General features: G+C 60.5%; 18 protein-coding genes. 7 read left to right on the forward strand and 11 right to left on the reverse strand.

The features are described from left to right. The first annotated feature begins 595 nt into the window (after nt 1-595). A complete protein-coding gene (locus tag Ga0074115_RS08540) occupies nt 596-3,031 on the forward strand; it encodes an ATP-dependent Clp protease ATP-binding subunit (protein ID WP_057956903.1) in 2,436 nt (811 codons plus the stop codon). Nucleotides 3,032-3,071: 40 nt separating this feature from the next. On the opposite strand, the gene Ga0074115_RS08545 is transcribed toward Ga0074115_RS08540, so the two are convergent. Beyond that, the gene (locus Ga0074115_RS08545; protein WP_057956902.1) at nt 3,072-3,491 is read right to left on the reverse strand and encodes a secondary thiamine-phosphate synthase enzyme YjbQ; all 420 of its coding nucleotides are present in this window, start codon (nt 3,489-3,491) and stop codon (nt 3,072-3,074) included. 26 nt (nt 3,492-3,517) lie between these two features. Here Ga0074115_RS08545 and recG point away from each other — a divergent pair, with 26 nt between their 5' ends. Then, entirely contained in the window at nt 3,518-5,656 is a 2,139-nt protein-coding gene (recG, locus tag Ga0074115_RS08550) for an ATP-dependent DNA helicase RecG (RefSeq protein ID WP_408642712.1), read from the forward strand. Between the two features lie 52 nt (nt 5,657-5,708). Here recG and Ga0074115_RS08555 read toward each other — a convergent pair whose 3' ends face one another. The 4 genes from Ga0074115_RS08555 to Ga0074115_RS08570 form a co-directional block, all read right to left on the reverse strand. Continuing rightward, nucleotides 5,709-6,308: a hypothetical protein gene (locus tag Ga0074115_RS08555; RefSeq protein ID WP_057956901.1), complete on the reverse strand. Its 600-nt coding sequence runs from the start codon at nt 6,306-6,308 to the stop codon at nt 5,709-5,711. Between the two features lie 24 nt (nt 6,309-6,332). Further along, nucleotides 6,333-9,734: a dockerin type I domain-containing protein gene (locus tag Ga0074115_RS08560; protein ID WP_232433001.1), complete on the reverse strand. Its 3,402-nt coding sequence runs from the start codon at nt 9,732-9,734 to the stop codon at nt 6,333-6,335. A 223-nt stretch (nt 9,735-9,957) separates the two neighbouring features. Then, nucleotides 9,958-10,317, reverse strand: a complete 360-nt coding sequence (locus tag Ga0074115_RS08565; RefSeq protein ID WP_057956900.1) for a hypothetical protein — start codon at nt 10,315-10,317, stop codon at nt 9,958-9,960. A 65-nt stretch (nt 10,318-10,382) separates the two neighbouring features. Further along, nucleotides 10,383-11,759, reverse strand: coding sequence for a dockerin type I domain-containing protein (locus tag Ga0074115_RS08570; protein ID WP_057956899.1), 1,377 nt, complete (start codon nt 11,757-11,759; stop codon nt 10,383-10,385). A 215-nt stretch (nt 11,760-11,974) separates the two neighbouring features. On the opposite strand from Ga0074115_RS08570, the gene Ga0074115_RS08575 reads away from it, so the two are divergent. Together Ga0074115_RS08575 and ubiA are read left to right on the forward strand one after the other, a co-directional pair. Next, on the forward strand, nt 11,975-12,550 hold the full coding sequence (locus Ga0074115_RS08575; RefSeq protein ID WP_005962708.1) for a chorismate--pyruvate lyase family protein: 576 nt from the start codon (nt 11,975-11,977) through the stop codon (nt 12,548-12,550). After that, a complete protein-coding gene (ubiA, locus tag Ga0074115_RS08580; RefSeq protein WP_057956898.1) occupies nt 12,547-13,458 on the forward strand; it encodes a 4-hydroxybenzoate octaprenyltransferase in 912 nt (303 codons plus the stop codon). The genes Ga0074115_RS08575 and ubiA overlap by 4 nt, the downstream gene beginning before the upstream one ends. Nucleotides 13,459-13,521: 63 nt before the next feature. Here ubiA and Ga0074115_RS08585 read toward each other — a convergent pair whose 3' ends face one another. After that, entirely contained in the window at nt 13,522-14,376 is an 855-nt protein-coding gene (locus tag Ga0074115_RS08585; protein WP_057956897.1) for a putative RNA methyltransferase, read from the reverse strand. A gap of 279 nt (nt 14,377-14,655) precedes the next feature. Between Ga0074115_RS08585 and Ga0074115_RS08590 the strand changes: the two genes are divergently transcribed. Genes Ga0074115_RS08590 through Ga0074115_RS08600 form a run of 3 tightly spaced genes read left to right on the forward strand, consistent with a single transcriptional unit; the run spans nt 14,656 to nt 17,433 of the window. Next, nucleotides 14,656-15,393 (forward strand): sugar phosphate nucleotidyltransferase, encoded by a 738-nt coding sequence (locus Ga0074115_RS08590; RefSeq protein WP_057956896.1) that lies wholly within the window; start codon nt 14,656-14,658, stop codon nt 15,391-15,393. Then, a complete protein-coding gene (locus Ga0074115_RS08595; RefSeq protein ID WP_060528421.1) occupies nt 15,390-16,307 on the forward strand; it encodes an NAD-dependent epimerase/dehydratase family protein in 918 nt (305 codons plus the stop codon). Before Ga0074115_RS08590 ends, Ga0074115_RS08595 begins: the two co-directional genes overlap by 4 nt. Beyond that, nucleotides 16,297-17,433: a glycosyltransferase family 4 protein gene (locus Ga0074115_RS08600; protein ID WP_232433002.1), complete on the forward strand. Its 1,137-nt coding sequence runs from the start codon at nt 16,297-16,299 to the stop codon at nt 17,431-17,433. The genes Ga0074115_RS08595 and Ga0074115_RS08600 overlap by 11 nt, the downstream gene beginning before the upstream one ends. 118 nt (nt 17,434-17,551) lie before the next feature. Here Ga0074115_RS08600 and Ga0074115_RS08605 read toward each other — a convergent pair whose 3' ends face one another. The 5 genes from Ga0074115_RS08605 to modA all read right to left on the reverse strand — a co-directional run bounded on the left by Ga0074115_RS08605 (nt 17,552) and on the right by modA (nt 22,401). Further along, nucleotides 17,552-18,550, reverse strand: coding sequence for an NAD-dependent 4,6-dehydratase LegB (locus Ga0074115_RS08605; protein ID WP_006474522.1), 999 nt, complete (start codon nt 18,548-18,550; stop codon nt 17,552-17,554). A 189-nt stretch (nt 18,551-18,739) separates the two neighbouring features. Further along, nucleotides 18,740-19,783, reverse strand: a complete 1,044-nt coding sequence (locus Ga0074115_RS08610; RefSeq protein WP_057955816.1) for an NUDIX hydrolase — start codon at nt 19,781-19,783, stop codon at nt 18,740-18,742. A gap of 119 nt (nt 19,784-19,902) precedes the next feature. Further along, the gene (gene modC, locus Ga0074115_RS08615; protein WP_057955817.1) at nt 19,903-20,970 is read right to left on the reverse strand and encodes a molybdenum ABC transporter ATP-binding protein; all 1,068 of its coding nucleotides are present in this window, start codon (nt 20,968-20,970) and stop codon (nt 19,903-19,905) included. Further along, complete coding sequence (modB, locus tag Ga0074115_RS08620; protein ID WP_057955818.1) at nt 20,967-21,647, reverse strand: molybdate ABC transporter permease subunit; 681 nt, start codon at nt 21,645-21,647, stop codon at nt 20,967-20,969. Before modB ends, modC begins: the two co-directional genes overlap by 4 nt. Next, nucleotides 21,637-22,401, reverse strand: coding sequence for a molybdate ABC transporter substrate-binding protein (gene modA / locus Ga0074115_RS08625; protein WP_057955819.1), 765 nt, complete (start codon nt 22,399-22,401; stop codon nt 21,637-21,639). The genes modB and modA overlap by 11 nt, the downstream gene beginning before the upstream one ends. Nucleotides 22,402-22,449 lie beyond the last annotated feature (48 nt).

Raw genomic sequence — 22,449 nt, forward strand, 5'->3', positions numbered from 1 at the left:
GGGCCATAATATGTCTCCCCGCATCGGAATCACCTCCAATACGGGGAGATTATAGAATGAATAGAGAACCCGTCAACAGATTAACCGAATGGCTCTATTCCTATGAGGCGTTTTTTTACTAACTGTAAGATCCGAAAATTGGGGTTAATTCCCAAAAAAATTGCTTGGTTCCTGATGAGGGGCGAGAGTATTTTTTTCAGAATATAATCACTGTTTTCGGCACTTATTTCCTGCTGTGCCTGTAAGTTTTTTCGACGCATTGTATTGTCAGACTGTGGGCCTGCCGTGGCGATCGATAAACTGTGTCTTGGACAGATTAATGCGAAGGTCTGAGCCTGCTGACCGCTCTGTTCGAGATGATGGGTGGTGGGGATAGAAGGGCCTACAAACAGCGCAGATAAATCGTAATGATTATTTGGTATGGCAGGGAGAGCTCTCTGGACCATACTTTAATCAGCCAGCTGAGAGCATAAAGGGCGTGGAGAAAGGCATACAGATCCATCAGCTCTCTATACTTCCTTTGAGTTCGTTCTGGTAAACGGTGAGTGTTGCGGGCCTGGCTCGCTGTTAATGTTCAGCTGCCGGCAGTGAATTGATGTTCCAGAATTACATACAAAAAAGCACCCAGAAGGTTCAGCAGACCCTGGAGATGGCGGTGGCTGAAATGGTGGCGCTGCATGAGAATCTGCTGACCCCTGACTTCATCCTGCTGGCGCTGCTCTCCCAGGGTGACTCCGAGGCGGTGAAGATCCTCGAGGGTTTGCTGCCGGATCATCAGGTCGTTATCGAGCGGATTGTTGCCCAGATCCATCACCACCACCAGAATGCCGTGCCGGTGAAAACTGACCAAGTGGTTGCCTCCCAGGAGGTGCACGAAGTATTTCGCATCGCCGATGAGGAGGCACGGGGCTTTGGTGATGAGTTTATCGGCACAGGTGCCCTGTTTCTGGCGATGTTGGACGACAAGGCGGGGGTCACCGCGACCCTGCTACGGGATGCGGGGATCACCCTGCAACAGGCCCGCCAGGCACTGCAGGATCTGCGCGGTGGTCGGGCGCTGAAGGCGGAGGATGCGGAGAGCCGCCCGGACCCCCTCAAACAGTACACCCGGGATCTGACCGAGATGGCTCGGGCTGGCGAGCTGGATCCGGTGATCGGCCGTGAGGATGAGATCAATCAGGTGATCCAGACCCTCTCCCGCCGCAAGAAGAACAACCCGGCGCTGATCGGCGAGGCCGGCGTCGGCAAGACGGTGATCGTCGAGGGGCTGGCGCAGCGCATTGCCGATGCCGAGGTGCCCGATACCCTGCTTAATAAACGCCTGCTGTTGCTGGACATGGGGGAGATCATCGCCGGTGCCAAGATGCGCGGTGAGTTTGAGGAGCGGCTCAAGTCGGTGCGCGACGCGGTGATCGAGGCGCGCGGTCAGATGATCCTGTTCATTGATGAGCTGCATACGGTGGTTGGTGCGGGCGCTGGCGGTGGCGGCATCGACGCCCCGAGCCTGCTGAAGACGGCCCTGGCCCAAGGCAGCCTGCAGGTGATCGGTGCCGACACCCTGGACGAATACCGCCGCTTTGTGGAGGCCGATAAGGCGTTGGAGCGGCGCTTCCATCCGGTGCTGGTGCGCGAACCTAGCATCGAAGAGAGCATCGCGATCCTGCAGGGCATTGCGCCCCGCTATGAACAGCACCACCAGATCCACTATCTGCCCGAAGCTTTGGAGGCAGCGGCGCACCTCTCGGAGCGCTACCTTACCGACCGGCGGCTGCCCGACAAGGCGGTGGATCTGATCGACGAAGCGGGTTCGCGCCAGCATATCCGGCTGATCTCCATCCCCCAACCGGTGAAAAAACTGGAACAGCAGCGGGCGCGTCTGCTGCGCGAAAAGGGCGAGCGCTACGATGCCCAGGATTATCAGCAGGCGGCCAGCCTGCAGATGGAGATCCTCAAGCTGGAGCAGGTGCTGCAGCAGCGTCGCCAGGAGTGGCAGCTGCAGCGGGGTGAGGTGGAGGCGACAGTCAATGCCGAGACGATCGCCGAGGTGGTGGCCCGTTGGACCGGCATTCCGGTGGCGCGCATGGTGGAGTCGGAGGCGCAGAAGCTGTCGCGCATGGAGGAAAATCTGCACAGACGCATCGTCGGCCAGGAGGATGCGGTGCGCGCGGTGGCCGATGCGATCCGCCGCAACCGCGCCGGTATCACCTCATCCCGGCGGCCGATCGGCTCATTCCTCTTCCTCGGCCCAACCGGCGTGGGCAAGACCGAGCTAGCACGCGCCCTGGCAGCGTTTCTGCTGGATGATGAGTCGCGCATCATCCGCCTCGATATGTCGGAGTATATGGAACGGCACGAGGTCTCGAAGATGATCGGCGCGCCGCCCGGCTATATCGGCTATGGTGAGGGTGGCCAGCTTACCGAGCGGGTGCGGCGTAACCCCTACGGCGTGGTGCTGCTCGACGAGGTGGAGAAGGCGCATCCGGATGTCTTCAATATGCTGCTGCAGATCCTCGAGGATGGCCAGTTGACCGACGCACAGGGGCGTACCGTCTCGTTTCGCAACACCATCCTGATCGGTACCTCCAACCTCGGTACCGAGTCCCTCTCGCCAGAGAAGCGCCCTATCGGCTTTGTGCAGGCGGCCACTCCCGGCTACGACGAGGCCAAACAGCTGGTGCTGCATGAGGTGAAGAAATTCTTCAAACCGGAGTTTCTGAACCGCCTCGATGATGTGATCGTCTTTCACTATCTGGAGCGAGAGCATGTGAGGCAGATTGCCGGCATGTTTGTGGAGGAGCTGATCGAACGCATGCGGCTGCAGCAGATCATCATGGAGGTGGATCCGGTGGTGGTCGACAAGCTGGCCCGGGATGGTTTCGATATGGTCTATGGGGCGCGCCCGCTGCGGCGTGAGGTGGAACGGCAGTTGGAGAACCCGTTGGCGATGAAGATCGTGAAGGGGGAGTGTGTCGCCGGAAACCGGGTGCAGGTGCTGTTACAGGATCAGATCGTGGTGTTTCAGATCGAGTAATAGGGCGCCCAGGGGCAAGGCGGGGATGGGGGCCAAACCCTTACGTCTCCCCATAGAGCGTCACAGTCACCCGCCGCCGATGGGGATGGCTGCGGTGCTCCCACAGATAGATCCCCTGCCAGGTACCGAGCCCAGGGCGGCCGTCGATGATCGGAAAGCTCAGGTCCATCTTGGTGAGGATCGAGCGCACATGGGCGGCCATGTCATCCGGACCCTCCTGGGTGTGATCGAAGAGCGGGTCGCCGTCCGGCACCAGCCGAGCCATGAAACGCTCCAGGTCGCTGCGTACCGTCGGGTCGGCATTCTCGCAGAGGATCAGCGAGGCGCTGGTGTGGTGCAGGAAAAGCTGGCAGATACCGGTTCTGATCCCCGCCTGGCGGATGATCTGCTCCACCTCGTGGGTGATGTTAAAGCTGCCGCGGCCGCGGCTGTCGAACTGCAGGGTCTCCTGGTGCACCATCTTTTGACTCTCTCTACTGATCTGGCATGCTTTGGCCCAAGTCTACTGGGAAGCCCACAGGATTGAAAAAGGCGTACCCCGCAACACCCTTTGAACAGCAACCGGTGACCAGCCTCAAGCGGGTCGGGCCGAAGGTGGCCGAACGGTTGGCGAAGCTCGGTATCTTCACCCTGCAGGATCTGCTGTTCCACCTACCGCTGCGCTACCAGGATCGCACTCGGGTGCATCCCATCGGCAGCCTGCGCCCAGGTGCCCAGCTGGCGGTAGAGGGCGAGGTGGAACGGGTGGAGGTGAAGTTTGGTCGGCGCCGCTCGCTGCTGGTGAGCCTCGCCGACAGCAGCGGGCGGATCCTGCTGCGCTTCTTCCACTTCTCCAACGCCCAAAAACAGGCGCTGGGTCGGGGCGTGCAACTGCGCTGTTTTGGAGAGGTGCGCAACGGCCCCAACAGCCTGGAGATGGTGCATCCGGAATACCAGGCGGTCAGCTCCGGCGCAACCCTGGAGGTGGAGGCGCACCTCACCCCGGTCTACCCCACCACCGAGGGGGTGCACCAACTGACCCTGAGAAACCTCACCGAACAGGTGCTGGCGCTGCTTGAGACTGAGCCGAAGGGTTTGACTGAGCTGTTGCCCGAACCACTGCGGCAGGGGTTGGCGATGCCGGATCTGCGCCAGGCGATTCTCTATCTGCATCGTCCACCGCCGGATGCGCCCCAGCCGCTGCTGCTGGAGGGAGCCCACCCGGCCCAGCAGCGCCTCACCTTCGAGGAGCTGCTGGCGCACCAGATCAGCCTACGCGAGCTGCGTCAGCAGCAACGGCAGACCCGTGCCCCGGCCTTGCTCGGGGATGGTCGCCTGCGCCGTCCGCTGCTGGCGCAGTTACCGTTCGAGCTGACTGCCGCCCAGCAGCGAGTGGTGGGCGAGATTGAGCGCGACCTGGCCGAGCCGGTGCCGATGCAACGGCTGGTGCAGGGGGATGTGGGCTGCGGCAAGACCATCGTCGCCGCTCTGGCGGCGCTACAGGCGGTGGAGGCGGGGTTGCAGGTGGCGCTGATGGCCCCCACCGAACTGCTCGCCGAACAGCACCTGCGCAGCTTCCGTCAGTGGCTCGAGCCCCTCGACCTGAACATCGCATGGATCACCGGCAGGCTCAAAGGCAAGGCACGGGAGGCCCAGTTGGAGAGGGTCGCACAGGGTGAAGCCCAGCTGGTGGTGGGTACCCACGCCCTGTTCCAGGATGACGTGCTCTTCGCTGGGCTGGGGCTGGTGATCATCGACGAGCAACACCGCTTCGGCGTGCACCAGCGTCTGGCCCTGCGAGAGAAGGGGGCGAATGGCGGCCACCGCCCTCATCAGCTGATCATGACCGCCACCCCGATCCCCCGCACCCTGGCGATGACCGCCTACGCTGACCTGGATATCTCGCTGATCGATGAGTTGCCGCCCGGCCGCACCCCGGTGCAGACGGTGGTGATTCCCGACAGCCGCCGCGACGAAGTGGTGGAGCGGGTGCGCGCCGGCTGTGCCGCAGGGCGGCAGGTCTACTGGGTCTGCACCCTGGTGGAGGAGTCGGAGCTGCTGCAGGCCCAGGCTGCCGAGGCGAGTGCCGAAAGCCTCACTGAGATCCTGCCGGAGCTTGAGATTGGTCTGGTGCATGGGCGGATCAAGTCCGACGAGAAGGAACAGATCATGGCCCGCTTCAAGGCGGGCAAGATCGACCTGCTGGTGGCCACCACGGTGATCGAGGTGGGGGTCGACGTGCCCAACGCCAGCTTGATGATCATCGAGAACCCCGAGCGGCTCGGCCTCGCCCAGCTCCACCAGCTGCGTGGCCGGGTTGGGCGCGGCAGCGTCGACTCTCACTGCGTGCTGATGTACCAGGCCCCCCTCTCCGCCAACGCCCGCCAGCGCCTGGCGATCCTGCGCGAGAGCAGCGACGGCTTCCTCATCGCCCAAAAAGATCTGGAGATGCGCGGCCCCGGAGAAGTCCTTGGTACCCGCCAGACTGGCGAGGTGCAACTGCGCATCGCCGACCTGGTGCGCGACCAGGGGATGCTCGACCAGGTGCGCGAGGCTGCCGACCAGATGGTGCAGCACTATCCAGAACAGGCTGCCGCCCTAGTTCAGCGCTGGCTCGGTCAGCGGGTGGAGTATGGGCGGGTCTGACCCAGAGGGGCGCCCCAGGTGGCGCTCCTGCATGGATCTATCAGTGCCTGCCCTAAGCGCGCTGGCGACGCGCGAGAGAGAGTGCGATGCTGCCGATGAGCAGCAGCCACAGACTCTGTGGTTCATCAACATAGACGCGGCCAACGTCGATGCTGGGGGCGGCCAGCTGAAAGCCATAAGCATCACTCAACACCACATTCTGCGGCCTGACCAGGGTCAGTCCTCTGCTCACGGTTGTGAAGTGGAGCGTGGCCAGGGTGAAGCTGGAGCCCTGTAGTGCATCCAGTTCCAGATTGGTGAGAAACGAGATCTCTTCGATGTAGAGTGTGCTTGGCGATCCGGCTAGGCCGCTCTCATCGACAAAGAAGTCAGCCTCAAATAGCAGTGGGTCGGTGCTGCCCAGGAACGCCCCGAAGTCGACCGAGTCGTAGCCGAGGATGCTAGAGCCGAAGGCGAGATCCATGGAGAAGGCGCCAAGGGAGTCAGGTCCACCGGCAGTGAGCCCAGAAACAGTGATGTCGAGGCTGATCGGGATGCCAAGTTGTCTGGTCTCCGTGTATGAGGGTTCGACGGAGATGGTGACCGCCGCAGCCTGCGCGCCGAATAGACCGATCAGTAGGGTAAGCAGCAGATATTGAAGGTGCTTGTTCACGTTACCTCCTCCCATTTGCAGTGGTTATTGGCAGGGTGCTCCCCGCGCATTGGTGAATTGAGTGACCAGGAAGCGTGCATCGGCAATATTCACTGAGCCGTCTCCGTTTAGGTCATAGCCGGGAGTTGGTTCGGTGGCGGCGTGGCTGCGGATATAGCTCTGAATGATTCTTAGGTCACTTCGGTCAACACAGCCGTTGTTATCCAGATCTCCGGCAAGAGCAGTGGGTCTGAGCAGTAAAAGCTCAAGCATCGGAGTAATTGCCTGCCGCCATCTTGATGGGTCGTCAGGAAAGGCGTCTTCACCATCTGGCACAAAATCCCCGTCGCTATCCGGATACCAGGTTGAGGTCAGTGCCGCTGGCGTGCTCTGGTCCAGGTAGTTTTTGTTGTTGTAAGTGACGTGGGAGAGGTTGCGCCCAAACAGGCCCAGGATATGCCCAGTATGCGCGACCCTGGCGAACAGGAGCTCGGCGTCGGTTGTCATATCACTGTTGTCGATATCAGGTTGCAGATCAGGCACGTCGTAGCGGGTTGCGGCTGGATGGCCAGGCTGCCTGGCGATGAAGATGTCTGCATAGTCACCAAAGTCGACTCGAATGCCCGTGTGGCTGCTGCCGTCGCTGAAGGATGCGGTGACAGGTAGCGCTTCACTCGAGACGGATGGGAAGAGCAGGGCGAGGTAGTTGAGATTGGCGCTCGACACCTCATGTGCGGCTATTCGGGTGTGCTTCAGGGCCTGTGCGGGATCATTGCTCCAGGTGTTGAAGTGAAGTGCATCAGGATCGGCGGTTACTGTGCTAGCGCCATCGCTACTGCTGTTGGTGAGGTGCAGCAGCAGTTGTCGTTGGTTGGCTGTTGTCCAGAGGTGGCGCTCGCCGGCTGAGCTGTATATGCCATTGCCGTGCAACAGCCAGTCATATTGATGCGGGGCAGTGGAGCGCAACTCATCCATCAAGACAAAATAACGGTCGTCGATAAAGATGACATTTCTGGTGATATCTGCCCCGCCGTATGCAATCGTGACCTCAGCAAAGTCGAGCTGTTCGCTATCGAATGTCTCTTCTACAAAGGCATCGCTTGTGGGAGTTGGGCCCAGATTATCCACCAAGATCAGATTGTGGTTGCCGGCCTTGTTGACTAAATCCCGCACAGCAAAGCTGCCATAACCACTATCTAGTGCCAGCGGCTCGCCAAAGGCATAGAGCATGAAGCTGGTGTTGTCCTCCTGCTGATGCTTGGGGAAGCGAAGCCCGCCGATTGCCTGCTCAACCGACCATTTTCGATCGGCCAGTAGATGCAGGTAGATCGCATCTTCTGTCCATCGATTGCGGAATGCCAGGTTGCCCGTCTCGGCGTTGAGACGACTTGGTGAGGGGAAGAGTGTCTCCGGTGATTGCGCTGCTAGTGCAGGATCAAAGGCGACAAACGTGTCAACAAGACGCCGCCCCAACTGGCCGTGTCGGGAGAAGTCCCAGGCCCAGAGTGCCCTTTGGTCGGCGTCAGAGGCTTTTGCGTTGGCGAGCAGACCACTATAGAAGGCGGCGTAGTTGCCATCTTTGATGTTGGGGCGCAGGCCGTTTGGCATAGAGAGCTCGAGTGACCATTGATGGATCTTTCTGGCGCGTTCGCTGGTGATCAGGTTGGGGATGATGATGGCATTCTGCCGAACCCAGTCATTATTGATGAAAGTTTGATCGGGTGCTGTGCCAAGCAGATTGTTGTAGGCCCACATGAAGGGCAGGTAGAGATCGGCAGCATAGTTGAGATAGTTTGGGCCCTCAGAATAGCCGCTGCCCTCTATCTCTTTGCTGAAGGTCAAGAAGTCGTTGATCGGTTGGCTTGCCGAGATGCCCAGGCGCTTCCAGATCACCGACATCGCGAGACTGATATTTTCGTAGGCATCCGGGGCCTGGTTGAACAGGAGTGCGGAGATGCCAAGGGCGCCGGCATTGCGCATCGAGATGTTCGGGCTTTCAGCCAGATCCCAGATGTGTGTGTGCAGATAGGTCAGATCGCGCAGTCGCTTGAGCTTTCCGTCGATCCGTGTTTTTAGCAGATCTCTTGCACTCTGGGTGTTGCCGATGGAAATGAAGAGGCTGGCGCGCCACCAATCCCAGAATGGCAGTGCAAACTCATTTGCCAGGATCTCGTCTGCCGAGATGTTGTTGGGAAAATTTGTGCCTAACAGCAGATCATAGGCTTGGCTCAAGGTTGTTAATATCTCTGCGGTATGCAGGCTCTTATGTCCCCATGTCTCGGTAAATAGCCCATCACCAATCTGGTCATGGAAGTTAAAGAGAACCTTGAGCGCATTGTTTCTGAATGCTTTGGCAGAGGGGCCTTCCAGGTCGTAGACAAGTGTTGCGCTTAATGCAATATGGGCATTATTAATCTCCATCGGCCAGCCTACGGCCTCATCAACGATGCCCTCGGCGTTTTGTGTGGCGAACTGAGGTGTCTCGCCGGCCTTGGTGTGGATGTTGGTGTACCAATCAACAAGGCCGTCGCTCTTCTTTTGTACGATGGATGCCCTCTCGGTGGCCGAATAGAGCAGGCGGGGGTGGGCTGCCCACTCGGGATGCCAGGCGCCGGTAATGGGGGAGCCGAAGGTAAGCTCAACAATCGGCGTGTCATCCTCGATGGTCAGGCGGTAGGTAATTTTGTTTTGAGCGGTGAGGTGTGTGTAGATCGGGTAGATCAACGGCCCCGATGGTAGCGCGTCGCTGGGGAGTTGTGACGCCAGGTCAAAACTTTCATCGAGGTCTGGCACATTGTTGTGATTTGCATCGTGGCTTAATAGTGCGGTTCTGATCTTTGGCTCCATGATGGCATCAAGCCCGAGTTCTACCAGGTAATCCGCTGCTCGCCAGGTAAAAGGGATGCCAAGGATGGAGTAGTCGATGCTGTTGTTTGTAGAGGTGTTGGCATCTACCCTGAGGTTTTTCAGGGAGAGGGTGTAGTGACCGTTGGTTTCCAATCTTATGTCGCCGGCTAGGGTGATCTCTGTCGCCAAGTCTGCGTCTGCATTCAGTGTTCCCAGTGAGGCGCGCACATTCAGCTTCCAATCGACAGGTATCTTTACCTCAAATGCCCAGGTGTTTGGTGAGGTGTGGAGGCCAATGGTGGCTGTTGGCAGGTCGGGGAGTGATACGCTTTTGACGCTGTGTTTGATGGAGTAGCTGAAAATCACCACACCAAAGACAGTCCATCGAATCAGCGGTGTTGTATAAGAGCCTGCCGCCTTCCATTGGGCTTCAATTGCGGGTTTCTGGGCGTTCCAGCTCTCTCTGACCTTGGTAACTAAGGCATTTTTTGAGCTGAAATCCTGGCCGCGAACACGAAAAACAAATTCGTCGTCCGTCACGGCATGAGCGATGCCACTCTCCATAAACAGCGTGGGTGTGAGCAGCAGCAGTAAAAACACAAAGGCATTTAATCGACTTAAGACTAAGCCTGTTCCAGTTGGCAGATAGCACATGCTCTTAATTGGATCTGACATGGTGTATCTTCCTGTGGAGTCTGGGATTTCAGTTGGCTTCGGTTATTGAGTGGTTGGTCCTGGCCGCCTGCTCGCTTCGCTCTCAGTGCCTTTCACTCTGCTGCACCATTCAACAAACCCTGTTCCCTAATGAGAGTGCCTGCCGAGGCTATTTAATAGAGACCGAGACAACCTCACCTTCGAATAGGCCTGTGTTTGGGTCAGGGATTGAGGTTGGCCTATAGTTGATAGCCACCTTCTGGTTCATGCTCTTTGCAGAAAGGAGTGTCGCTAGGAGGCGATTGATGTATGTCTCAGTGTTGCCGCGAACGATGAAATAGCTGATCTCTGCTGGCTGGTTGTCGGTATAGAAGAAAAAACCGCCGCGATTTGGGTTCTGCCAGAGCTGGCCCATCACAATAACGGAGGTGACATGCCCATAGTCGGATGCTCGTATTTCATCTGAAGCGTGCACACTGGCTGATGTGACAAGGAGCATCAGGATTAAGATAAAGACGCTGTTTTTCATGGCTGACTCCACAGTTCGATGCTGAGCTAGTTCATTGTGTTAGGTCAGAATGATCGGTTGCCTCACTATTTGCAGGCCTTGCCCCGTTTTCTGGTGAACTGGTGGACCAGGAAGCGGAAGTCGGCAACATTGAATGCGCCATCGCGGTTCAAATCGTAGCGGTTCGCTGGTTCTGTCTGGTTGCGCAGGGCGCTGCGCAGCAGCTTGAAGTCATGGCGGTCGACGCAGCAGTCGTCGTTGAGGTCGGCGCGTGGAGTCCCTTCGGTGAAACCTGCGGCGGTGTAGGCATCGAACAACACTCGCTTGTAGGTGGGAATAAGAGAGCACTCTCGCCGCCACCGTTTCAGATTGCTGTCCCAACGCCAGTAGCAGCGGGGTTTGGCATAGTTAGTTGCTTTTATAGCGAGAACATTTTCACCCAGCATGATCAGATTGGAAAAGTCGACCCGGTCGACCTTGTCGGCATTGCCGCCGTCGCTATTGATGTGCGCTGAGACGCCATTGACGAAAAACTCGTAGTCATCGTCGCCGACGATCTTGGCGATCGCCTTAGCCGGGGGATCATCGGGGGCCGGATTGTAGTTGAAGGTGTAACGGAGGTAGACGGTCTCATCGCCGCTGATGCCGTTGGAATCACCTGCCGGGTCGTGCCACATGTGCTGGGCGGTGGTGCCGGGGAGCAGTTCGGTGGGCGGTTTCGGATTGGGGAATGGGGCGCGTGCCGGTGACCAGGCGGAATCGTCGAAGCCGCTCAGGGTCCAGCCCTCTTCCGGGGTGGCGCTGGAGCGCCAGCGGCTGCTGCTGACTACGCGCACACCGGGTGGGCGGGTGAAGCAGAGGAAATTGTCACCCAATTCATCGAATTCAACCACTGAGATGCCGTAGCTGTCGCCGGCGTTTTCGTCGTGGTTGAAGTCGTGCCAGAGATCATTGCCGGTGCCGGGTGGGGTGCCGCTCCCCCAGTTGATCAGCATCCGTAATACATCTTCGTTGCCGGCCGGGTTGTTGGGGTTGTTGCCGGGCTCCGGTGGTTGCAGAAAAGTGTAGGACCACTGGCTGTGGATGTCGCCCATCTCCTCACCGGTGACCCAGGCCCAGTAGCCAGCGGGTTCAATGTCGAACGAGTATTGGAATCCGCCAATCCAGAGCTTGAGCCAGTTGCGGGTCATGTAGGTGGTGGAGATGAAGTCCTGCTCCGGCTGGCTGCTGATGGTGACGAGATGCCCGGGCAGGATGCGACCGTCGGGCAGTTCGAGGTGCTGCTGGGCGGCAACCGCCTGGGCCTGTGCCCAAGTCAGGCCCGCTTCGGGCCAGAGATAGTAGTAGTGCCCATCAAACTCCAGGGTATCGGCAAGCTCGATGCTGGTGGCCGGAATGGTAGTGAAGAGTAGCGCGCAGAACAGCGCGATTCGGATAACTGTGTGTGACGCGGAAGATTTCATCGTGATCCCCCCCAGGAGAGCCTGACGAATTTTCAATCCATACCCGCCGTGGGGCGGGCGCCTCTGTTGTTATTATCCTTGGGAAAATTGTAGTTAATGCTGGTCGAAAAACAATCTGGATTCTTGGCCGGGCAGGAGCTGCTCATAACTGGTGGAGAGAAAGAAACGGCGGTTTTATGCGATAATCCGCGCTCTTTTTTCGCCCGGGGTGAGCAGTGTCAGGTTCCCGCGACAATACGGTAGTCGAACCCAACTGGTCTGGCTGGAACCGCCAGCGGTTGACGCAGGTGCCTGCCGGGGTGCTGCCCTGGCTGCGCGACGAAGGCTCTTTGACGCGGCGGGTAGTGGCGGCCTGCAGTGGCCGGTTTCGGGTGCGGCTGCTGCGCCAGGCTTGGGGGACGCCGTTCTACAGCGAGGCACAGTTGCTGCGCATGCGTCGCGGCGAGGTGGCGCTGGTACGGGAGGTGGAGCTGCTCTGTGATGAGGTTCCCTGGGTCTTCGCTCGCACCCTGATCCCCGCCTCTACACTGCGAGGGGCGGCCCGGCGCCTGACCCTGTTGGGAGATAAGCCGCTGGGCGCGGTGCTCTTCTCTGACTCGCGGATCAAGCGAGGCAGAACCCAGGTGGCACGCCTGCAGCCACGACACCGCCTGTTTAGCGCCGCGAGTGTTGATCTGCAGCCTGTGCCGGATGAACTGTGGGGGCGGCGTACCCTGTTCCACGTCTCAGGTCGGCCGCTGCTGGTGAATGAGATCTTCCTGCCCAGGATACCGATGGAGAAAACCTCATGAGTGCGCCAGAGCTGAAGTTGGATTCGTTACAGTCGGGGCCTGTCTCTTGGGGTGAGCGGCTGCGCCGCTACGCCTTGCTGGTGCGGCTCAATCGCCCGATCGGTATCCTGCTGCTGCTCTGGCCGACGCTCTGGGCGCTGTGGATGGCGGGGGAAGGGCGGCCATCCTGGGGGGTGGTGCTGGTGTTTATCTGCGGCGTGACGCTAATGCGCTCCGCCGGTTGCGCTATCAACGACTTTGCCGATCGTCACATCGATGGCCGTGTCGAGCGCACCAAGCTGCGCCCGATCGCCGCCGGGTTGGTCAGCCCAAAGGAGGCGTTGGGGGTGTTTGCGGTACTCTCTCTGAGCGCCTTCGCGCTACTCTTCTTTCTCAACCATGAGACCAAGGCGCTGTCACTGGTGGCGCTGCTGCTGGCGGCGGTCTATCCATTCATGAAGCGCTACACTCACCTGCCCCAGGTGGTGCTGGGGGCCGCCTTCGGCTGGGCGGTGCCGATGGCCTTCATGGCGATTCAGCAGCAGTTGCCGCTAGTCAGTTGGGTGCTGTTCACCGCGACGCTGCTGTGGGCGCTGATCTACGATACCCAGTACGCAATGGTGGATCGGGAGGATGATTTGAAGATCGGTGTTAAATCCACCGCGATCCTGTTTGGCCGGCACGATCTGCTGATCATCGGCCTGCTGCAGCTCCTGATGCTCGGGCTACTGGGGCTGGCCGGTGCGATGGCGGGGCGCGGCTGGATCTTCTTCCTCGGGGTGGTTGCTGGGGCTGGGTTCTTTGTCTACCAGCAGTGGATCACTCGCGACCGTGAGCCGAAGGCCTGCTTCGAGGCATTTCTCAACAACAACAACTTCGGTCTGGTGGTGTTTGTCGGATTGTTGCTCGACTATCTGCTGCTGGGGTGAGCGAAGCGAACCGCATCTGTCGGGAAATCATGTGATTGATGCGGTTTGCGGGCTCACCACATTCTACAGACGCAAGGTTCTGAATCGCACATCCACCGTCACTTCTATCTGCTGCAGTGCCTCTGCGGCGGCCTTGCCCTCCCGGCTGGCGCGGAAGAGGTGCGGCGTCATCAGTAGCAGGTCGGCGATCTGCTCGGCTCCCAGGGGGGCGGTTGCGAACTGTAGCTCTCTGCTGTCGGTCAGCCGGAATCCGGCCGCCTCGGCCTGCTCCAGCTCGGGCGGCGGGCAGCGCTTCAGGGTCGGGTATATGATCCGGCGCAGCTCGATCAGGTGCTCCGGTCCTGGGTCGACCAGGATGATCCGTCCGCCCGGGCTGAGGCAGCGGCGAAAACTCTCATAAAGTGGAAATCCGAACAGGCAGAGGATCAGCTCCAGGCTCTCCGGCTGCAGCGGTGGGGTCCGGTTACTGCCCACCAGCCAGCGGATCTGGCGGCTGCGGCGGGCGGCGGCCTGTACCGCCCACTTGGAGATGTCGAGGCCAACCAGGGCCGCAGTGCCTTCGCGGGGCAGGGCCTCCAGTTGCATCATTAGCTGCTCCAAATAGTAGCCCTCACCACAGCCGGCATCGAGGATCCGGGCGCTTTGCGTCTCTGTCAGCTCGCTGATGACCCGCTCTCCCAGAGTGGCAGCGATGGGCGCGTAGACGCCGCTCTGCAGAAAGCGGCCTCGTGCGGTAATCATCTCTTTGCTGTCGCCTGGATTCCGGGAACGCTTCTGCTGCACCGGCAGCAAGTTGACATGGCCTTGACGGGCGATGTCGAAGCTGTGTCCATCGGGGCAGAGCCAGCGTCTGTCATCGCGTCTCAGCGGCTTGCCATCCAGTGGGCAGGCAAGGTTGTCGGCGGGGATGATCTGCATGGTCTGTCCGGCCCGGTTGCTGTGATTGAAAAGGCAGGGGAAGTTTACGAGAATGGCCGACGTGCGGGAATGGCGTCTGTTGCCATCCTGCTTGACCCGCCAATAAAGAAGAATGACCGAAACCTCCCCATCCACATCGCTTGCCGCTGATTTTTCGCCTGCGGGAACGGCATGGGCGCTCGCGGTTTTGTGATCTGGGTTGGGGTTTTTCGGCGGCGGTTTCACCGGGCGAATGGTACGCTTTGCCCGCTAATCCAATAGGAACAAAGAGGATCGGTGATGGCTGAATCAGCAGTGGATAACGTAAGGGCGGTGATTCTGGCGGGCGGCAAGGGGATGCGTCTCAGGCCTCTGACCACGGTGCTGCCGAAACCCCTGGTGCCGCTCGGCAACAAGCCGATCCTTGAGGTACTGATGCGCCGCCTCGGCTCCTTCGGTCTGAAGGATATCTCCATCTGCACCGGCTATCTGGCCGAGATCATCATGGCGGTTTGCGGCGACGGTGCCAAATACGATGCCAGGATCAGCTACTCAGGTGAGGAGAAGCCACTGGGTACCGCCGCACCGCTGGCGCGCATCCCTGATCTGCCAGAGACGGTGATCGTGATGAACGGCGATCTGCTCACCACCCTCGACTTCGGCAAGATGATCGAGTTCCATAAGGCGCAGCAGGCCGACTTCACCATCGGCGTCTACAAGCGCGATGTGAAGATCGACTTTGGTGTGGTGCAGAGTGACGATGATGGCCTGTTCACGGGCTTTATCGAGAAGCCCACCTACCACTATGAGGTGAGCATGGGGGTCAACGTGATCAACCGCGAGGTGATCGCCGGCATCGACCCCGACGAATACCTCGACATGCCTGATCTGATACAGCGGGTGCACGACCAGGGCGGCAAGGTGGCCCTCTACCGGGAGGATTGCTACTGGCTCGACATCGGTCGTATGGACGACTACGCCACCGCCCAGGAGGAGTTCGCTGGGATGGAGGATCAGTTCCTCGGGATCAAGAAATGAGTCAGACGGTCTGGGTGACTGGCGTGGCAGGCTTTACCGGCCGCCATCTGGTGGCGTTTCTGCGCCAGCTGCCGGAGCCGCCGCGCATCGTCGGCCTGGGGCTGGGTGCGGTCGATGGAGTCGAGCTGGATGCCCACTTCCCCCTCGATGTGACCGACCCGGGCCAGATTGAGGCGGCAATTGCACAGGAGCGCCCCGATATCGTCTTCCACCTGGCGGCGGTGATGCCGCCCTGTGACGATGCGCTGCTCTGGCATGTGAATGTGGGTGGCACCAACAACCTGTTGCGGGCGCTGGCCAAGGCCGGTTGCCAGCAGACCCGGATCCTGCTGGTGGGTTCCGCCGCCGAGTATCAGATGCGTGAGGATGGCCTGCTCAGCGAGGACGATCCGATCGCTGGCGAGACCCACTACGGCCAGAGCAAGTCGGCACAGATCGAGTGGGCGCGGCAGATCGCCGGGCTGTTCGGGCTGTCGCTGGTGGTGGCGCGGCCGTTCAACCTGATCGGCCCTGGCCTGCCTGAGCGCTGGGTGGCTGCGATGCTCTGCGCCCAGTTCGCCGACCCCGGTACCGCCACCATCACCGTCGGCAACACCGCCTCCGAGCGTGACTTCGTCGACGTGCGCGACTGTGTCCAGGCCTATTGGGAGTTGGCGCTGAAAGGCACCCCCGGCGAGGCCTACAACGTCTGCTCCAATCACCCCACCGGGATCGGTGAGCTGATCGATATTCTGCAGGCGCTAACCGATGGCCGCCATTCGGTCGAAGTGGATCGCTCGCGCTTTCGCAGTGTCGATCTCGACCGGGTCTACGGCACCAACCACAAGATCCGCGAGGCGATCGGCTGGCAGCCACAGATCAGCCTGAAGCAGTCGCTGCTCGATATGCTGGATGAGCATCGCGATGGCGAATGATTTCGACATCTGCATCGTCGGCCTGAAGTGCTACGATTTGCTCGCCGGCGAGTCGGTGCCGCGCTATCTGGGCGGCATCGAGAAGGTACTGGTCTCCCTCGCTAAAGGGTTGGCTCAGGAGGAGCTGAAGGTCGCTTTCATCACCTACGACCACGGCCAGCCGGATGCCATCGAGATCGATGGTGTCACCATCTTTAAGAGCTTCAGGCCGGACGAGGGGTTGCCGGTGGTGCGCTTTGTGCATCCGCGCATGACCAAGGTTTGGTCCACCATGCGCCGGGTTGGAGCGAAGATCTACCTGCAGATGGGCGGCGCCAGCGAGACCGGTGTGGTCGGTCTGGGATGCGACTTGGTGCCGGGCAGGCCGAGTTTTATCTTCAATATCGCCAGCGATGGTGACTGTGTGCCGGAGCTGCCGTTTCTTCATCTCGGGCGTGAGATCTGGCTCTACAAGCAGGGCCTCAGCCGGGCCGACCTGGTGATCTCCCAGACCCGCAAGCAGCTGCAGCTGATGAGCGAGAACTTATCCATCAACTCCACCACTGTGCCGCTGCCGGTGATCGGACCGGGCAATGATTTCAAGCCGCCTGCGCCTCCCGAACCGGGCCATGCACGGGTATTGTGGATGGGGCGTATCGTTGAGACCAAGCGGCTGGAGTGGCTGTTTGATATCGCTGAGGCTTGTCCCGAGGTCAGCTTCGATGTGGTCGGCACGCCCAACGAAGAGTCCGACTACGCCAACGGACTGATGCAGCGCGGTGAGTCGCTGATCAATGTCACCATGCATGGCCGGGTGGCGGAAGAGGCGTTGCCCGGGCTGTTCAAAAGCGCCTCACTCTTCTGCAGCACCTCCACTCTGGAAGGCTTTCCCACCACCTTTCTCGAAGCCTGGAGCTATGGTGTGCCGGTGGTTACCACCTTCGACCCCGACAACCTGGTTGCCAACAATCGGCTTGGCAGCGTGGTCACCACCCTGCAGGAACAGATCGGTGAGATCCGCTTCCTGCTTGATTCGGATGTGGCCTGGAAGGCAGCCTCGCAGCGGGTGCGACGCTTCTATCTGGAGAGTTTCACCCTGAAGGCGATCGCCTGGCGCTATGTGGAGCTGATCAAGAAATTGGCCTGAAACAGCTGCATTCCAGCTTGATTTCGTTCTGAGCGAATGGCGTTTGTGGGATTGAGCTGGGATCGGTGGACTGCTGGGCGGGGTAACGCCCCTCCAGAGCGGAGGGGCGGCGACTGGCTCAGATGTTGTAGAGCCAGGACTTGTAGCCGGCGATGTTCTTTGGATCTCTGAACCACTCGACGGTCTCGGCGAGGCCGGCGCGCAGGTCGTATTTCGGCTCCCACTCGGTGAGTGACTTGACCTTGTCGGCGGAGCCAAGCAGGCGCTCAACCTCCGACTTGCCGGGGCGGATGCGCTCGTCGTCGGTGATGATCTGGGCGTTGGGATTGATCAGCTCGATCATGGTCTTGGCGAGCTTGCCGATGGAGACTTCGACCCCGGTGGCGAGGTTGATCTCTTCGCCGATCACATTGTCGGACTTGGCGATCTCGACAAAACCCATCGCCGAATCTTTGACGAAGTTGAAGTCGCGGGTCGGGCTGAGGCTGCCGAGCTTGATCTCTTCGGCGCCGTTCAGCAGCTGGGTGATGATGGTCGGGATCACCGCGCGGGCCGACTGACGCGGGCCGTAGGTGTTGAATGGGCGCACGATGGTCACCGGCAGGTCGAAGGAGCGGTAGAACGACTCCGCCAGACGGTCGGCGCCGATCTTGGTGGCGCTGTAGGGAGATTGCCCCTGGTAGGGGTGGTTCTCATCGATCGGCACATACTGGGCGGTGCCGTAGACCTCGGAGGTGGAGGTCACCAGCACCTTCTCGGTGCCCAGCTTGCGTGCCGCCTGCAGCACGTTGAGGGTGCCCTTGATGTTGGTATCAACGTAGGAATCGGGCGAGTGGTAGGAGAAGGGGATGGCGATCAGCGCCGCCAGATGGAATACCACATCGACCCCTTGCATCGCAGTCTCGACACCGTTTGGATCGCGAATGTCGCCGGCGAAGATGTCGAGCTGCTGTTGCTTCTCCCTGGGCAGGGAGTCGAGCCAACCCCAGGAGTTGAATGAGTTGTAGTAGACAAATGCTCTTACGTCGCAACCGAGATCCATCAGGGTCTCGGTCAAGTGGCTGCCGATAAAACCGTCGGCGCCGGTAACGAGTACTTTCTTACCTTTTATTTCCATGGTTGGCTCTTGGTGGTTTTGGGGGGTGAATAAAGAGGCAAGTCGTGGTTTTTTCTGGAAAAACCCTATATTTGCCTCGATTTTAAGACGCCGCAGTATAAGACGCCCGGTAAACGGCGCGCAAGATCCAGTCGAAATAGTGGGAAACAGTGCAATTTCTAGGGCTGCGGGGCTTGCGGTGGTTGCCGGTCAGGGGCTTGAATCGGTGCACTTCAACGCTCTGTGCAACAGTAGCAGTCCGGCAATCAGGGTCAGGTTGGCCTGCTGCCCTAGCTGCTCTAGCAGCTGCTGCAGGCGTCGCTCGAACTCGTCACTCTTGGTCGGAGTCTCTGGGCTGGCGAGTTCGAAGGGGAGCAGGCGCAGATGCTCCCGGCGGTCCTCAGCTTGTCGGGCTGCGCTGAGAATCTGCGCGAATTTCAGCTCACTGCGCAGATAAAAGTAGAATTCCGGCTTACCGCCGCGCAGAAACTCCCGCGTCAGGCCGAGACAACGAATTCTCTCCGGCGTGATACCTAGCTCCTCCCTGACCTCCCTTCGCAGTCCGGCGAGTATGCCGTGCCAGCCATCGTTGGAGTGGCGCAGGTCGTCCCAGTCGAGCGCCCCGGAGACTGAACTGCTGAGGCTGTGGCGACGGTTGGCGACCCGGCCGCTGCGCTGTGGCACCAGCAGTTGACCGTCGGCTGATTCGATCAACCCCACCAGCCCCAGATGGTTGAGTAGTCCGCTGTCGGAAAACCCTCCGAGCCGACCCGATTCGGCGGAGAGGGCCTCGCGCAGTGTCTGCCTCTCCCCTTCCGGTCGGTAGTCCATGGCAAAGTTGCTGGTCAGGCCGTCGAAGTAGTTGCCCAGGCTGAGGCTGAGGCGGGGCTGACTGCTGCTGGTATCGAGCCTGGCTAGGCGGGTTACCTGGCCGTTGTGCAGCTCCGTCCGTTTTTCGCCAGACAGCCGGCGGAGCAGCGGGGCCTGGAAGCGCTCTATGTTGTACCTGATCGGATCACTGGCTGCCCCGATCTCTACCGCTGGTTGCTGCAGCGCCTCGCCGGAGAGCGCAAGGCTCATCGGCAAGCGGTACTCTGTGCCCGCGATCTGTGCGGAGATGGGCGGCTCCCGATGGTAGAAGTCGAGCAGCTGTTGGGCGTTGAGGTGCAGATGGGGCTCCTGGCGACTGGCTTCGCCACTCAGTGGTTCGCAGAAGAGTCTGCAACTCTCCTTGTCGGTGGACAACCAAGGCATGCGGGGCTCCTACTTAGGTGCTATGGATAGTTTCGCCACCATACCAGTAGCAGCCGAGAGGTGATGAAGAAGATGGCCAGGGAGATGGCGATAAAGCCTTTTCCAAGCAGCCACTGCGGCTACCCCAGCAGCGCCACCGACTTGACCTGCATATGCACTGCCTTGCCAGGCTCCAGCCCGAGCAGGTTGGCCGACTTGTGGGTGATGCGGGCGAGTAGGGCGGTGCCGCCGGCGTCGAGCCGCACTGTCATCTGTGAGGGGCTCTCTGGGTAGAGCTCGACCACCTGCGCCGGGAAGATGTTGAGGATGCTGGTGTCGTGCTGGTGTGCCAGGGTCAGGCTCACATCCCGCGCCAGTACCCGCAGCCGTACCGCCTGGCCGACCTTGATCTCGCTGCGGGCGAGGGTGAAGCGGCCGCCGGAGAAGGCGACGGAGGTGAGATGGAAGCGGTCGTCGTGGCTTACCACTCGACCTTCAATAATTGCCTCCGCATCGCTGCCGTGGGCCAGCGGCAGGTCGCTGCGGGTGAAGATCTCAGCGATCGGCCCGCTGGCGCGAATCTTTCCCGCCTCCATCAGCAAAATATGGTCGGCCAGCCGTGCCACCTCCTCGGGGGCGTGGCTGACATAGAGGATTGGGATTGCCAGCTCCGCATGCAGCCGCTCGAGAAAGGGCAGGATCTCCGCTTTGCTCTGCAGGTCGAGGGCGGCCAGGGGTTCGTCCATTAGCAGCAGTTGTGGACTGGTCAGCAGCGCGCGGGCGATGGCGACGCGCTGCCGTTCGCCGCCGGAGAGCCCGTTGGGACGGCGCGCTAGCAGCGGCTCCAGGCCGAGCAGGGCGACCGCCTGGTCGAAGTCGACACGGCGCTCTCCCGCTGACAGCCGCTTCAGGCCGTATTCCAGATTGCCGCGTACCCTGAGGTGGGGAAACAGGCTTGCCTCCTGGAATACGTAGCCGAGCCGGCGGTGGTGGGTGGGCACAAAGTGGCGGCCATCCTGCCAGAGGCTATCGCCGATCTTGAGATAGCCATCGTGGCACTGCTCCAGCCCGGCGATGGCACGCAGCAGGGTCGTCTTGCCGCAACCGGATGGGCCGAAGATGGCGCTCACCCCGCTCGCTGGCAGCGTGAATTCGGTGCTCAGCTGGAACTCACCTCGCTCGATCTGGAAGCGTGCCTGGATGCTCATCGCATGCCTACCGCAAAACGTCGGTTGAGGCTGAACACCGCCAGCAGCATCAGAAAGGAGAGCAGCAGCAGCCCGCCGGCAAGCCAGTGGGCCTGAGCATATTCGAGCGCCTCGACATGATCATAGATGGCGATTGAGAGCACTTGGGTCTCGCCGGGGATGTTGCCGCCGATCATCAGCACCACGCCAAACTCCCCCACGGTGTGGGCAAAGCCGAGCACCGCGGCGGTGAGAAAACCGGGCCGGGCCAGCGGCAGTGCGATGCTCCAGAAACGGTCGAACGGGGTGGCGCGCAGGGTGGCGGCCACCTCCAGCGGGCGTCGGCCAATGACGCTGAAGGCGTTCTGCAGCGGCTGTACTACGAAGGGGAGGGAGTAGAAGACCGAGCCGACCACCAGCCCGCTGAAGCTGAAGGCGAGGGGGCGGCCGCCGAGGGACTCCAGCAGCTTGCCGATGGGGCCGTGGGGGCCGAGAGCGATCAGCAGGTAGAAGCCGAGCACGGTGGGGGGCAGCACCAGCGGCAGGGCGATGATCGCCTCGGCAATCACCTTCAGGCGGCAGCGGGTGCGGCTCAGCCACCAGGCCAGGGGGGTGCCGAGCAGTAGCAGGATTAGGGTGGTCAGGCCGGCTAGCTTGAGGGTGATCCAGAGTGCGGCGAGATCGGTTTCATCCAGCATCTGGGGTTCCGTAGCCATAGCCCTGGATGGTGGCCTTTGCCCTGTCACTCTGGAGGAAGTTGTAGAAGGCGCGGCTCGCGGCTGTCTCTCGCAGCAATACTGCTTGTTGTTCGATCGGGGTGTGCAGCGACTCTGGCACCAGCCAGTAAGAGCCGGGGATCGGTTGCCCCGGGCGCTGGATCTGCGATAGGGCGACAAGGCCCAGTTCGGCGCTGCCGCTCTTCACAAACTGGAACGCCTGGCCGATATTTTCGCCGCGCACCATCCGCGACTGCAGCACCTGCCAGAGGCCGTGTTTTTGCAGCAGCTGTTGGGCTGCCCGACCGTAGGGGGCGAGTTTGGGATTGGCGATGGCCAAGTGGCGGAAGCTGCCCTTCTTCAGCACCTCTCCAGCCGGATCGACCTGAGTTGCGTCTGGACTCCACAGGGCGAGGCGCCCCACTGCGTAGGTGAAGCGGCTGTCTGGGACCATCAATCCCTGCTGATCCAGCAGCTCGGGGCGTCGGCTGTCGGCGGCAAAAAAGGCATCGAAAGGGGCACCGTTGCGGATCTGCGCATAGTGTTTGCCGCTGGAGCCGACCACCAGCACCAGTTTGTGTTCGCTGTTCTCTTCGAACTGTTTGGCGATGCTGCGCAGGGTCTCGGCAAAGTTGGCGGCGACCGCGATCCGCAGCGTCTCTGCCTGGATGATGCTTGAGGAGAGCAGGCAGCTCGCGTAGATCAGTAGGGTTGCCAGTCTACTTGGGTGGGTCATCGCTACTCCTGATAGATCGACGCTGGGTGAACGATATACAAAAACGCC

It is taken from the genome of endosymbiont of Ridgeia piscesae, from assembly GCF_001443665.1.
GTDB classification, from domain to species: Bacteria; Pseudomonadota; Gammaproteobacteria; order Chromatiales; family Chromatiaceae; genus Endoriftia; species Endoriftia persephonae.

Bases quoted from the DNA above. Each gene is read 5' to 3' on its own strand.
- Ga0074115_RS08540 (WP_057956903.1), top strand. From the start codon at position 596: ATGTTCCAGAATTACATACAAAAAAGCACCCAGAAGGTTCAGCAGACC.
- Ga0074115_RS08545 (WP_057956902.1), bottom strand. From the start codon at position 3,491: ATGGTGCACCAGGAGACCCTGCAGTTCGACAGCCGCGGCCGCGGCAGC.
- recG (WP_408642712.1), top strand. From the start codon at position 3,518: ATGCTTTGGCCCAAGTCTACTGGGAAGCCCACAGGATTGAAAAAGGCG.
- Ga0074115_RS08565 (WP_057956900.1), bottom strand. From the start codon at position 10,317: ATGAAAAACAGCGTCTTTATCTTAATCCTGATGCTCCTTGTCACATCA.
- Ga0074115_RS08570 (WP_057956899.1), bottom strand. From the start codon at position 11,759: ATGAAATCTTCCGCGTCACACACAGTTATCCGAATCGCGCTGTTCTGC.
- ubiA (WP_057956898.1), top strand. From the start codon at position 12,547: ATGAGTGCGCCAGAGCTGAAGTTGGATTCGTTACAGTCGGGGCCTGTC.
- Ga0074115_RS08585 (WP_057956897.1), bottom strand. From the start codon at position 14,376: ATGCAGATCATCCCCGCCGACAACCTTGCCTGCCCACTGGATGGCAAG.
- Ga0074115_RS08590 (WP_057956896.1), top strand. From the start codon at position 14,656: ATGGCTGAATCAGCAGTGGATAACGTAAGGGCGGTGATTCTGGCGGGC.
- Ga0074115_RS08595 (WP_060528421.1), top strand. From the start codon at position 15,390: ATGAGTCAGACGGTCTGGGTGACTGGCGTGGCAGGCTTTACCGGCCGC.
- Ga0074115_RS08600 (WP_232433002.1), top strand. From the start codon at position 16,297: ATGGCGAATGATTTCGACATCTGCATCGTCGGCCTGAAGTGCTACGAT.
- Ga0074115_RS08605 (WP_006474522.1), bottom strand. From the start codon at position 18,550: ATGGAAATAAAAGGTAAGAAAGTACTCGTTACCGGCGCCGACGGTTTT.
- Ga0074115_RS08610 (WP_057955816.1), bottom strand. From the start codon at position 19,783: ATGCCTTGGTTGTCCACCGACAAGGAGAGTTGCAGACTCTTCTGCGAA.
- modC (WP_057955817.1), bottom strand. From the start codon at position 20,970: ATGAGCATCCAGGCACGCTTCCAGATCGAGCGAGGTGAGTTCCAGCTG.
- modB (WP_057955818.1), bottom strand. From the start codon at position 21,647: ATGCTGGATGAAACCGATCTCGCCGCACTCTGGATCACCCTCAAGCTA.
- modA (WP_057955819.1), bottom strand. From the start codon at position 22,401: ATGACCCACCCAAGTAGACTGGCAACCCTACTGATCTACGCGAGCTGC.